This is a genomic window from Pseudoalteromonas sp. DSM 26666, from assembly GCF_900116475.1.
Taxonomy (GTDB): Bacteria; Pseudomonadota; Gammaproteobacteria; order Enterobacterales; family Alteromonadaceae; genus Pseudoalteromonas; species Pseudoalteromonas tetraodonis.
On sequence record NZ_FPAR01000010.1, the window covers coordinates 60,839 to 74,027 of the forward strand.

Annotated in this window: 8 protein-coding genes; 2 read left to right on the forward strand and 6 right to left on the reverse strand. The window is 41.0% G+C overall.

Features of this window, described 5'->3' with window-relative positions; all coding sequences use genetic code 11:
* Positions 1-46: 46 nt before the first annotated feature.
* The 4 genes from BM380_RS15595 to BM380_RS15610 all read right to left on the reverse strand — a co-directional run bounded on the left by BM380_RS15595 (position 47) and on the right by BM380_RS15610 (position 7,447).
* Complete coding sequence (locus BM380_RS15595; RefSeq protein ID WP_090495111.1) at positions 47-2,119, reverse strand: S9 family peptidase; 2,073 nt, start codon at positions 2,117-2,119, stop codon at positions 47-49.
* Between the two features lie 151 nt (positions 2,120-2,270).
* The gene (locus tag BM380_RS15600; RefSeq protein ID WP_013466224.1) at positions 2,271-2,846 is read right to left on the reverse strand and encodes a hypothetical protein; all 576 of its coding nucleotides are present in this window, start codon (positions 2,844-2,846) and stop codon (positions 2,271-2,273) included.
* Positions 2,847-3,123: 277 nt separating this feature from the next.
* Positions 3,124-6,255, reverse strand: a complete 3,132-nt coding sequence (locus BM380_RS15605) for an efflux RND transporter permease subunit (protein ID WP_013466226.1) — start codon at positions 6,253-6,255, stop codon at positions 3,124-3,126.
* Between the two features lie 13 nt (positions 6,256-6,268).
* Complete coding sequence (locus BM380_RS15610) at positions 6,269-7,447, reverse strand: efflux RND transporter periplasmic adaptor subunit (protein ID WP_028834707.1); 1,179 nt, start codon at positions 7,445-7,447, stop codon at positions 6,269-6,271.
* Between the two features lie 292 nt (positions 7,448-7,739).
* On the opposite strand from BM380_RS15610, the gene BM380_RS15615 reads away from it, so the two are divergent.
* Positions 7,740-10,262 carry a zinc-dependent metalloprotease gene (locus BM380_RS15615; protein ID WP_090495113.1) on the forward strand — a complete coding sequence of 841 codons (2,523 nt, stop codon included), beginning with the start codon at positions 7,740-7,742 and terminating at the stop codon, positions 10,260-10,262.
* A 52-nt stretch (positions 10,263-10,314) separates the two neighbouring features.
* On the opposite strand, the gene BM380_RS15620 is transcribed toward BM380_RS15615, so the two are convergent.
* Positions 10,315-11,103, reverse strand: a complete 789-nt coding sequence (locus BM380_RS15620; protein WP_090495114.1) for a PhzF family phenazine biosynthesis protein — start codon at positions 11,101-11,103, stop codon at positions 10,315-10,317.
* A gap of 65 nt (positions 11,104-11,168) precedes the next feature.
* A complete protein-coding gene (locus BM380_RS15625; RefSeq protein WP_016899022.1) occupies positions 11,169-11,783 on the reverse strand; it encodes a PQ-loop domain-containing transporter in 615 nt (204 codons plus the stop codon).
* Between the two features lie 272 nt (positions 11,784-12,055).
* Here BM380_RS15625 and BM380_RS15630 point away from each other — a divergent pair, with 272 nt between their 5' ends.
* Complete coding sequence (locus tag BM380_RS15630) at positions 12,056-13,189, forward strand: PepSY-associated TM helix domain-containing protein (protein ID WP_090495116.1); 1,134 nt, start codon at positions 12,056-12,058, stop codon at positions 13,187-13,189.

A 13,189-nucleotide genomic window follows, 5' to 3' on the forward strand; every position in this document is an offset into this window, starting at 1 on the left:
AAGCCTCAGTTATTACTGAGGCTTTTTTGTAAAAATCATTTACGGGCTATGACAAAGCGATAAAAAAGGCCATTTCTAGCGCTTTTTCCTCTAAGCTCTTAAAGCGACCCGATGCCCCACCATGTCCTGCATCCATGTCGGTTTTAAACACTAAAATATTATCATCGGTTTTATATTCACGCATTTTAGCCACCCATTTCATTGGTTCCCAATACTGTACTTGTGAGTCGTGCAAACCGGTTGTCACCAGTATATTGGGGTAGTGTTGCGCACTAATATTGTCGTACGGTGAATACGCTTCAATAATGTCGTAAAAATGGGGGTCATTTGGGTTACCCCATTCATCATACTCATTTGTTGTAAGCGGAATGCTTTCATCTAACATTGTGGTGAGTACATCTAAAAATGGCACATGGCAGCCCACTCCACAGTAAAGCTCAGGCGCTTGATTTACCACAGCTCCCATTAATAACCCCCCAGCACTGCCACCAGAGGCAAACACTTTACTTTTGTTGCCATATCCTTGCTCAGTGAGCGCTTTGGTTACATCTATAAAGTCATTAAAGCTATTTTGTTTATGCTGTTTTTTACCATGTTCGTACCATGAACGTCCTAGCATTTCGCTTCCACGCACATGCGCAATCGCATAGACAAAGCCACGGTCGAGTAAGCTAAGTGACGTACTCGAAAAACTAGGATCTATGGTGATCCCATACGCGCCATAACCATATTGAAACAACGGATTTGAGCCATCTTTGTTAAAGCTATCTTTACGATATACCAACGACACGGGTACTTTTACTCCATCTCGAGCGCTTACCATAAGCCGCTCTGACTGGTAGTCTTCTGCGTTAAAATCACCGAGTACTTTTTGTTGTTTAAGTAAGGTTTTTTCGCCTGTGGTTAAATCAACATTATAGAGCGAACCTGGCGTTGTTAAGCTTGAATAGTAAATGCGTGCATGGGTTACACTTGGCTCTGGGTTCATCGCAATAGCGGCGTAGTAACAAGGATCATCAAACTCAAGGTTCATTCGCTCGCCGTTTTGATTAACCACAACAAAGCGTGCTTGGCCTTGTTCGCGCTCGCTAAGCACTAAAAAGTCGTTAAATAGTTCAACGCCTTCTAATAATACAGTTTCACGATGAGGGGTATGTGTTTGCCACTGGTTTTTATCAGCAATGGTGTCGCTTGTTGCGGTCATTAATCTAAAGTTTTTGGCCTGCCAGTTAGTTACTATATAAAAAATATCACCAAGCTTATCGATATCAAATTCATGCCCCTCTTCGCGCGGCATTAAAGCGGTAAACTCACCTTGCGGTTGATTGGCATCAAGCACCCACATGTCGTTAGTTTCTGTGCTCGCCAAATCAATAATAATTAAGCTTTCATCACGGCTTTTACCTAAGCCCATAAAAAAGCTGCTGTCTTGCTCTTCGTATACCAGTACATCTTGGTGTTGCTCAGTCCCTAGTTCATGTCTAAAAACTTGATAACCCAATAAGGTTTTTAAATCCTTTTTTACATAAAATACGGTTTTATTGTCGTTCGCCCAAACAACTTGCCCCTCGGTAATCTCAAGTACATCGTCGAGCATTTTATTGCTGCTTAAATCTTTAAACCGTACTGTGTATATCCGTCTGCCGTCGGTATCTTCAGAGTAAGCCATTAATTGCTCGTTGGGGCTCAGTGCCACTTCCCCTAACTCATAAAATTCATAGCCATTGGCAAGTGCATTAACATCAAGTAGTAGTTCTTTATCAGCCATTGCCATACTGCGGCTGCGATAATGACGCGCATATTCATCATCTCCGCGAACCTCTGAGTGATACCAATACTGGCCGTCTTTTACCGGTACAGTGTTATCGTCTTTTACAATACGACCTTTAAGCTCCTCAAATAATGTATTTTGTAGTGGCTTAATGGCAGCTAATTGTGCATCACAATAGGCATTTTCTTGCGCTAAATGTGCGAGTATATCGGCATTTTGTCGCTCATCATCGCGCATCCAATAATAATCATCACTGCGTGTTTTAGCATGAGTAGTCAGCGCATGAGCTTGCTTTTTAGCAACAGGGAAATTAGGTAATAAGCTTAAAGAATAATCAGAAGAAGACACAAAAAAACCGCTTAAAAAATAACAATGGCGGTCAGTTTATCATAAAAATAAAAAAGCCCACTCATAGTTGAGTGGGCTAAAGCGGTATAAATTCGATAACTAAAAACTACGAGAATTTTTATTGTTGTCGTTATACCTAAGGGAAGTTGATTTACTGTATTTGCTGCCAAGCCATCGCCCAGCTTTCACCAACGCCTGGCTCAAACATAGCGCTATTCTCATTCACACGGCAAAACTCACTAAATGGCCATGCCTTACACTGGTATATATGCCCTGTTTTTGGCTGTAATACTTTGGTGCCCGCACTGTACATATCGCCATTTTGAGGATAAACCGCGTCGTATCCAAGGCTATTGACTGTGATTAATTTTTTATTTTTTTCAGCGCGATTAAAGTGAACCACCGCGCTACAAATACCACTGCTTTCAAGTGCAAATATTTTGTTATGTCGGTACGCAACCACCAATCCTTGCTCTGTCATTCTGCCAGCGCACACAAGCGGAATATGCATATTAATATGCTCAACCACCAGCAAACTCCAAGCATGCGGTTCGCCCTGCTCTGGAGAGAGTATTTCATAATCAAACGCTAGCTGAGTTAATTCGCCATGCTCATCGTAAAAGCTCACACTAACCGTATCACCAACAAAGAGCTGGCTATACTGATCGAGCCCAAGACAGCCAATAGTTAACCATTCTCCACATGTTAATGATGAATGTATAAACACTGCAACACCTTAAAGAGTCAAACGTCGCCCATATCATATGGCTTTCAACAGGCAAACTAGCTCGTGAGCTAATATGCGTTAACTAAAGTATTAGGTTAAAAACCATTGTGTAATACCAATACCGACTGATTGTAATTCGCAATGTTGCAATAATCAAACAAAAGAATGTAACCAGAGTTTAAAAACAATACTAAAGTTTGCACTAATGAGCATAAAACAAAAAAGCCAACCGCTTTATAAACGGTTGGCTTTTTTCAGCTACATGATCTGGGTGATGTTAACTTACGCTCGCTTTTTTACTTGCGAACGGGCGCTTAAATAGCGCGCCTATGTCGGTTAAAATAATATACAAACACGGCACCAAAATAAGGGTGATCAGTGTTGCAAACATAACCGCAAAGCCCAGAGCTACCGCCATAGGTATTACAAATTTGGCTTGTAAACTGGTTTCAAACATAATCGGCAATACCCCTGCAAAGGTCGTAATTGAGGTAAGTAATATGGGCCTAAAGCGTGCACAGCCTGCTTCAATAACCGCATCTTTTATACTGATACCAGCTCGACGCGCCTGATTAATAAAATCAGTCATCACCAAAGAGTCGTTAATAACCACCCCTGCAGCAGCAATTAAACCAAAGCCCGACATTAAACTAATATCTAAACCAAACCAAAAATGACCCCATATTGCTCCCGTTAAACTAAATGGAATAACCGACATTACAATGAGAGGTTGTGAGTAACTTTTTAACGGCACGGCAAGTAATATATAAACTAAAATCATACCGCCAGCAAAAAATAACAATTGCTCATTAGCTTGCGCCTGTTGTTCTTCAATTGCGCCACCTAGTTCTGACTTAACACTTGGGTATTCGTCCAACAGTTGTGGTAGTAAATTTTCTTTTACTTGCTTAACCACTTCGCCTGGCTCAATCACTTCCTCATCAATGTTGCCATACACATAAACAGTGCGATAACCGCCTTCACGACGAATATAACTAATACCAGGGGTTTCAGTTAGCTCAACCACATCTCCTAGCAATACTTCTTTGCCTTGGGGCGTGGTGATAACCGCGTGTTTAAGCGATGAAAACGCTTCGCGAGTAAGCTTAGGGTAACGTACCATCACCCGTACTTCTTCACCGCGACGAATAACACGTTGCGCCTCGCCACCATAAAAACTGGCACCGACTTGATTTGCAATTGAGGCCAAATCTAACCCTAAGTCAAAGGCGACTGGTTTTAAGCTCATTTGTACTTCTTTGCTAGCAGGGTCAATGGTAGAGCTTATATCAAATAAGCCTTCTTGCTGCTGCAATAATCCAATAAAGCGACGCCCTGCTTCATTCAATGTATCGATATCAGAGCCATACAGTAAGTAACCAAACTCACCGTTACCGCCGCCACCTCCACCGCCAACATCATCCTGAATAGTTAACGATTTAACGCCCGCAATATTAGGCATCGCTTCACGCCAGCGGCGCGAAAGCTCAAAGGCATTATAAGGGCGTAAATCTTCATCAACCAATGGCGCTAATAACTGCGCCTCTGTACGACCTTGGTTAAATACCAATACATCGCGAATCATCTTTTGCCCTTCTTCGCGCTCGGTTTGCTTATCTATTTCAAGCACCATGGCTTCGATTTGGCGAATAGCATTAATAGTTTGAATGTCTGATACGTTATCGTTCATCTCAACATTAATTTGCGGGAAGTCATGCGGCACTTTAGGCGATGGGATCATTCTCACTTGATTTGACGATATTAACGCAAAGGTGAAAATTAGTAGCGCAATAAAACTAAACAGCACCGTCCAACGCCACTTTATACAATTAACAATAAACTGCCTATACGGCCCATTTACAAAGCCAAAAAAGCGCTTATTAAAGCGTGCTCGCCAACCGTCAGGGTTAATAGGAGAAAAGTGAGTATGCGCAATGTGCGCCGGTAATATCAGCTTAGATTCAATCAAGCTAAATATTAAACATAAAATCACCACCACTGAAATACCTATAAAAAAGGAACTTTCAGGGCCGCTTGAAAGCGTAAACGGCGCAAATACCGCAATGGTTGTTAGTACACCAAAGGTGGCAGGGGTTGCCACTCGTTTAGCGCCATTAACCACATTAACAACACCGCCGCCTTTTTTTTCTATTTCGGTGTAGGCACTTTCACCTATGACAATGGCATCGTCCACCACAATCCCCAGCACCATAATAAAGGCAAATAAAGACACAATATTAATTGTGATACCAAATAACGGCATCAGCATCATCGCACCTAAAAAGCACACTGGTAAACCAATCATTACCCACAGGGCGAGCTTAAAACGTAAAAATAACGAAAGCATAATAGCGACTAAAATTGCACCTTGCAGCAAATTAGCTTTCATCATGTCTAAGCGTGCATTTAGATAGTAAGTAAAGTCCATTAGCGGCTCTATACGTACACCCAATGGCAGTTCTTTATTTTTTTGATCAATATACGCTTTAACCGAATCGGCCACCGGAATAATGTTTTGATCTTCGGTGGCTTTTACCGATAAATAAACCGCGTTTTCGCCATTAAATTTAAAGTAACGCTCACCTTCAACGAACTGATCTTTGATTATAGCAATATCTTGTAGCAACACTTTGGCACCATTGGCGCCAATTTTTACCGGAATTTGCCTAAACTCTTCACCAGAATAAAACTGATTTTCTACTCGAACCGAAATAACACCCGCATCAGTTTTTAATTGTCCGGCTGAAAAGTTAGCCGAATAACGACGTACCGCGTTCGCTACATCCGATAAGGTTAAATTATATTGGCGCAATGTATCGGGTTCTATTTCTATGGCAATTTCATCCAGTGGCACATCGTTTACCACTAAAGATACATTCGATAACTGCAAGAGTTCATCTTCAACCTGATTTGCGATTGGCTTAAGCTCATTTAGCGGTAGGTCGGCAACGAGCGTCATGCCAATTACATCTTGGCGAAACTCTATTTGGCTAATGGTAACCGGCTCCATTCCTGCAGGAAAAGTCGCGATACCATCTACTCGCAGTTTTACCTTATCGAGAACGTCGGTAAGCTCTGCGTCAGTATTAATTTCAAGGCTGGCAGAACCCCCATTACGAAAAGCGCGATATACCCCTTTTTTTATCTCAGTTATATCTTTTAGCGACTCTTCAATTTTTATTAAGATACTTTCTTCAATTTCTTGTGGCGACGCCCCCGGGTAGTTTGCATTTACAGTAATATAGTTAACTTCTATATTAGGGAACATTTGTCGCTGAATGGTAAAGTAGCTTATAAGCCCCATTACAATAATAAAAAACATCATTAAATTGGCAGCAACAGAGTTGTTAGCAAAATACGCAATTAACCCTGTTTGTTTGGTTGTATTGGGCTGTTCTGTGTTATTCATAACTCACCCTACCTTAAAGTTTTTCAGTGGATGCATTTTCTGCTGCATCTGTATTTTTAGTCTCTGTTAAACCGGCTATTTTTACTGCCATGCCTTTTTGAGGGTATTCCGGTAAGGTGGTAACGAGCTTATCGTTGGCTTGTAAGCCATCGCTAATATAAAAATATTCGCCTTCTTCACGAATCACTTTTACTTTACGCGGCTCTAACTGTTGCTCATCATTAACTATCCACACGGTTTGGTTATTTACTAACTCTTGCGGTAAACGATAAATATTATTGAGCATAGTGCCGGCAAAGTTTACTTGTACATAAGTGCCAAATTTAATTGCAGGCTGCTGATTAGTCAGTCCGTAAGGATCTTCAATTCTTACCACTAAACTGCTCATGCGAGTCGCGTTATCAACAATCCCTAAATCGCGGTCTATTACTGCTTGGCGAGTAAACCCATTGAATCCTGTTTTGATAACGGTTGCCGTTACCCCTTTAACGCGCTCAGGTAAAAACACACTGTCAAAGCCAGCGATCGGAATAATCACTTCAGCGGTTTCAATATTATTCAGCTCGGCAACTTGAGCGCCCATACTAACAAACTGGCCAACCCCCACATTCCGACTAACCACTAATGCATCGTAAGGTGCGGTGATTTCACAATTGTCTAAATCGCGTTGGGCTCTTTTTAATGCTGCTTGCGCCGACTTAACTGATGCTTGCGCACTCAGCACTTGTGGTTTGCGTAAAAATAAATCTGTACGTGCTTTATTTGGGAAACGTTTTGCTTCGTCTTCTGCGACTTTGGCTTGCGCTTGCTCTTCAATTAACATCGCTTGAGCGCGGGCAAGTTCAGCTTCAGCTTGCAATACCGCAGCCTCGTAGTTATCTTTTTCAATAGTAAATAAGGTTTCGCCGCGACCCACAACACCACCCGCCACAAAGCTTGGATGCCAGCTGACGACTTCACCTGACACTTGCGCTGAAAGTTGGGTATTTTCTAGTGGCTGCACTTCACCATAACTATTAATGATAACTTGATGATCGTTGGCGGAAACGGCTTCAACTTGCACCGTTGGTCGAGTGTCTATGACTTCTTTTTTGTCTGACTCTTTTGCAATCGCATTAATTGCAACAAAACCAGCAACACCTAATGCCAGTGCTACAAATGGAAAAGCCCATCTAAGTACATTACCTTGCATCTGTTTATTTCTCCCAAATTACTATTAGCACTATGATACCAAAGCTTAATGAAACATTAACGTGACATTTGTAAGCAACTGTTACAAAAAGGTATAAATAAGGTCTTCTTCAGCAAATAAAAGGTAAGTCAAAAGCACTGTTAAGCCGCTTTATAAATGTATTGTTACAATCTTTTACCATTATAAATCATAAAGCTAATCACTTTAGGTTAGTATTTATTAATCATACTGTGCGAAAAAGCATGATACACCGTACAGTAAAATTAAATTAACAACTAAAAAAGACTAAACGATGAAATTAACCACACTTACCTTGGCGCTGAGTATAGCGCTGAGTATAGCGCTTAGTGGCAGCTATGCTGTTGCAGCAGAAAAAAAAGAAGAAAAGAAACCACAAACATTAACTGAAATGATTAAAGGGCAAACCGAATTTGCGGGTATTTTTAATCTTTACCAAGATGAAAAAACCGGCGATCACTTAATGGTGATAAACGAATCACAGCTCGATACGCCCTTTGTGTACTTTGCGCATACCATTGATGGTGTAACTGATACGGGTCATTTTCGTGGGTCGTATCGTGAAACAAAGCTGATTGAATTTAGAAAATACTTTGATCGTATTGATATTATTAGTAAAACCCCTCGCTACTTATTTAACGAAAATAGCGCACTTGCCAAAGCCAGTGAAGCTAATATCAGCGAAGCCGTGCTTGCAAGTATAAAAATAGAAAAACAAGAAGAAGGTAAAATAGCCTTTAATGTAAATAAGCTTTTTTTAAGTGAAGCGCTACATAAAGTGTCTCCTACGCCTAACCCGAACGATAAAAATGCTAAAAAGCGTTTTAAAGTAGGTAAATTAGACGATAAAAAATCACGCATCATCAAACAGCGCCCATACCCTAACAACCTAGATGTGGTTGTTGATTATGTTTTTACCAATAGCAGCCCAACCGTTCGAGGTTCAGGTGCGATAAGCGACCCCCGAAGTGTGTCGGTAAAAGTACAACATTCATTTGTGGCTTTACCAGAAAACAATTACCAACCTCGCTTTGATGATGCACGTATTGGTTATTTCACCAATCAGTTTGATAAAATGACGTCAACCGACTGGGCGCCATACCAAGATGTCATTAAGCGCTGGGATTTACAAAAGAAAGATCCAAACGCTGCACTTTCAGAACCAGTAAAACCGATTACCTGGTGGATAGAAAACACCACACCGGTTGAATGGCGTGACACCGTGCGTGATGCCGTACTTGCTTGGAACACCTCATTTGAAAAAGCAGGCTTTAAAAATGCACTTGAAGTGAAAATACAACCTGACGATGCCGATTGGGATGCCGGCGATATTAACTATAACGTACTACGCTGGACTTCATCACCCAAACCACCGTTTGGTGGGTATGGGCCAGCATTAGCGAACCCGTTAACCGGTGAAATTTTAGGCTCAGACATTATGCTTGAGTTTGTATTTATGAAAAACCGCTGGATATACGACACACTGTATACTCAAGGCACGATGAGCCATACACAGCCAACCAACTATTCAGAACTCAATTGCTCTTTAGGTCATGAATTACAGCAAAGCCTAATAATGGCCAAGGGCTTAGCAAATGGCGCTGATATTGAAGATACCCAAATGTTACGCCAAGGCTTAACTCAGCTGGTTTTACATGAAGTAGGGCATACTCTAGGTCTTAATCACAACATGAAGTCTTCTATTTTGTGGGATGAGAAAGAAGTTCACGACAAAAGTAAAACCCAAGGCATAGTTACCGGCTCGGTAATGGACTATGCGCCAGCAAATATAGCACCAACGGGTGTGACTCAAGGCGATATTTTCCAAACTAAACCAGGTCCATACGATGATTGGGCAATAAATTACGGCTACAGCGCAGCACTTAAAGATGAAGCAGCAGAGCAAGCTCGCCTTGATAAAATACTCGCTCGCTCAAGCGAACATGCACTGGCCTTTGGTAACGATGCCGACGATATGCGTGCCCCTGGCCGCCATATAGACCCTCGCGTGATGATAGGTGACTTGTCGTCTAACCCTGCAGCTTACGGGGCAGATAGAATGGCACTGATCAATACGCTCTTTGCAGAACTTAAAGACAAAGCTACAGTAAAAGGTGAGTCTTACCAACAGCTTGTTACTTCAGCTAACAGCCTATTTGGCCAGTATCGTGCACAAGCAGGCGTGGTATCTCGTCAAATTGGTGGCGTGTATGTAGAGCGTGCCGTCGTGGGCGATGAAAATGCAGCAAAGCCTTTTACACCGGTACCACTTGAGCGTCAAACCCAAGCAATGGCTATTTTAGCTGAGTATGTGTTTGCTCCAAATGTACTGCAAAGCATGCAGCCATTGTATAACTTTATGCAGCAGCAGCGTCGTGGGTTTAATCATTACGGTAAAAACGAAGACCCTAAACCGCATAAAATGATTTTAGGTATGCAAAAGAGTGTACTAGCGCAACTACTACATCCTGCTGTGTTACTGCGTATTTCAGATACTGCTTTATATGGTAATGAATACAGCCTTACGCAATTTATGGAGGATTTAACTGCGAGTATCTTTGTTGATAGTAAAACCGCTAATTCAATCAGTCATAATTTACAGATTGAATATGTTAATCAGCTAATTGCGATTGCAGGTCTAGAAAAAGCAAGTAAATACGATAACTTAGCGAAAACAGCCGCGCTATATCAGCTAACTCAAATAGCCGATAAAAAGGTTGCATGGGGCGCTGATACCGCAACCAAAGCACATAAAAAATATATCGACCGCTTAATTAGCAAAGCGCTAGAAGCGTAAATAACACTGAGTAAACCAAGGCCACGTTATACGTGGCCTTTTTTACACTAACTCAAAGGTAAATAGTGCCTTTAAGGTACCTTACGGCATGACCCGTTAATGTCACTGTTGTATTGCCCACTTCACAGTGTAGCTTCCCACCTCGTTGTGAGGCTTGATAAGCACTGAGATAATTTTTTCCAAACTGCCCTGCCCAATAAGGGGCAAGCCCAGTATGAATTGAGCCGGTTACAAAGTCTTCATCACCCCCACTGGCAGGCCAAAAATAACGAGAAATAAAGTCATACTCAACACTCGGTGCTGTTGCAATCACATCTAATGGGGCTAATTTTTTTAGTTGTTCATTGGTTGTTTTCAGATCTACAACCTGCTGCTCATTGTCATAAATAGCAAAATAAGCTTGGCGGTTTTTCAGCACTTTAACAGGTTGTATAGACAGGCCAGCTAATAGAGCATCAGGGATGAGCTGAACCTCTTCAGGGGCTTGTTTAGGAAAGATCATAGCAAAGCTGCCATCGTTATTTTTATTAACAATCAGTTTGCCCACCGCCTCTGCACTAAAGTACACCTGCGATATACTATGTTGCTCACAAAGCACATAGGCCGCCGCTAAAGTAGCATGGCCGCAAAAATCAATCTCCATTAATGGCGAAAACCAACGTATCGAAAAGCTTCCATCTGCCGACTGACAAGTAAAAGCGGTTTCAGACACATTGTTTTCCGAAGCTATATTCAGCATAAGATCATCACTAAGCCAAGATTCCAGTGGGATCACGGCAGCATAATTACCTTTAAACAGTTCACTGCTGAATGCATCGATTTGATGGATAGTTAATTTCATAGTGGGCACTTTTTATTTATTGGTCACTCAAAGTGCCACAAATGAAATTAACGGTCACTATAATTTTATGCCAACACAGGACGTACGCGATAATACTGCATACACGCAAATTGCAGCGCATTAGTTAGCAATATCATAATAAACATTAATATATGCGAAGTACTTTGCACTGGCATGGCTAGCTCTGCAAACAAACCACAGATACCTGCTATAAATTGCAAACTAAAATAGCGCGCACTCAGGTTACTAATATTCCCTGTTCGCAGTGTTTTATAGGTTTGTGGCATAACCCGAACCGAACTCATAATTAAGCCCACATAAGTTAAGCCGTTTAGCACAGAGGCAGTATCTAGGTTAGGGTTTAACAGCAACAAAAAAGGTAATAACGAAAAGCTAAGCATGCCAAGTAACTGCAGCTTCTGACGTTTAGCGGCATTATAACGGGCAAAAAAGTATAAAATTAAACCACTCAACAATCCTGTCGCAAAAAACGGCAAGGCAATATAAAAGCGAGCAAAATAAAGATTGTAGCTAATAAAGTACACACTTTGCGCTAAACCAAATGTCATCATCAGCAGTGATACACCCGATACACTGCGGTTTTTAATAATTTTATTAAGTAGCGGTAAAAAACTAAAAACCAAAATAAACACTGACAAAATAGGCAAATAATACGCCAAAGCAAACCTCGCTCGTTACATTGTTGTTAATAAAAAGGAAGAAATAAAACATTTTTTAAACATCTGTTTTTAAAGGCTTTATTTGTGTGCGCGCATTGTAGGGCTGGCTAGGTTTTATACAAGCTTCATGCTTACTTTAGTTTTTAGTGATGGCAACTTGAGTATACAAAAACCGTTACTAAAACTTCACAGCACGCCACTTCAACTAATTGCAATACAAATGATAACTGTTATCATGCGCATACGTGTAATTTAACATACAAGCTAAAATAATGAGAAAAACACTGTTTAAAATTCATAGTTGGTTGGCGCTAATTGCCATTATTCCTTTAATTGTTATTAGCATTACTGGCAGTGTTTTAGTGTTTAAAAGTGAAATAGACGGCTTACTGATGCCTGACAAACACTTTGTGGTACAGCAGCAAGCTGCTCGCTTACCTATGGACTCATTAATAGATAAAGCCGAAGCAGCCTTTCCTGAGTATGTAGTAGGAAGCTGGGAGCTTTTTAATAACACCACCGCCGACCGGCTTTATTTGGTTAAGCGTGGCACTGACGATTGGTATAAGTTGCATTTAGACCAATACACAGGAGAAGTTTTATCAGAACCCGTAAGCACAACTCATTATTTTACCGACTGGTTTTTAGAGCTCCATTACACCTTTTTACTTAACGACTTAAAAAGTTTACCAGGGCAAACAGGCACCGTATTAGGGTTCTTTTTTGCTTTATTTTTATTAACTTTAGGTATTACTGGCTTAATTATTTACCGCAAATTTTGGCAGCGACTATTTAGCGTACGCTGGCGCGCAACGTTACAAATAGTACTCAGTGACATTCATAAGATGACCGGTGTTTTAGGCTCACCTATCCTTATCGTTTTAGCGATTACAGGTGGTTATTTTAATGGTGCAGTGTGGTATCACGAAGTAATAGAACACGCAGAAGAAGAGCACCACACTATTACAAATAAATTATATAGTGACGACATCTCTTTTGAGCGGATTCTTAATGATAGCAAGCTGCAAATACCCACTTTTAATACAACTTTTTTAGTTTTTCCACGAGAGCCCGATGAAAATATCACTCTTTATGGCGAAGTAAATACCAGTAACCCACTTACCAGTGAATATGCCAATACCATAACCTATAATAAGCAAACAGGTGAACACATCGCTAACTGGGATATTCGAGAGGCTGGTGCTGGTTGGCAAGTAATAGACAGTTTTAGAAAACTACACTTTGGTTATTTTGCTGGGCTTATCAGTAAAATACTATGGTGTATTGTTGGCCTTAGCCCTGTATGGCTCGCTGGTACAGGCTTTTATTTATGGCTCACACGCCGTAAACGTAAAAAGCAATCACACAAAAATCGCTTAACTCAACGACGAAGCGCGAATGCTTGA

Excerpts from the sequence above, each read along its gene's own strand:
- BM380_RS15630 (WP_090495116.1), top strand. The coding sequence starts at position 12,056 with ATGAGAAAAACACTGTTTAAAATTCATAGTTGGTTGGCGCTAATTGCC.
- BM380_RS15610 (WP_028834707.1), bottom strand. The coding sequence starts at position 7,447 with ATGCAAGGTAATGTACTTAGATGGGCTTTTCCATTTGTAGCACTGGCA.
- BM380_RS15605 (WP_013466226.1), bottom strand. The coding sequence starts at position 6,255 with ATGAATAACACAGAACAGCCCAATACAACCAAACAAACAGGGTTAATT.
- BM380_RS15615 (WP_090495113.1), top strand. The coding sequence starts at position 7,740 with ATGAAATTAACCACACTTACCTTGGCGCTGAGTATAGCGCTGAGTATA.
- BM380_RS15620 (WP_090495114.1), bottom strand. The coding sequence starts at position 11,103 with ATGAAATTAACTATCCATCAAATCGATGCATTCAGCAGTGAACTGTTT.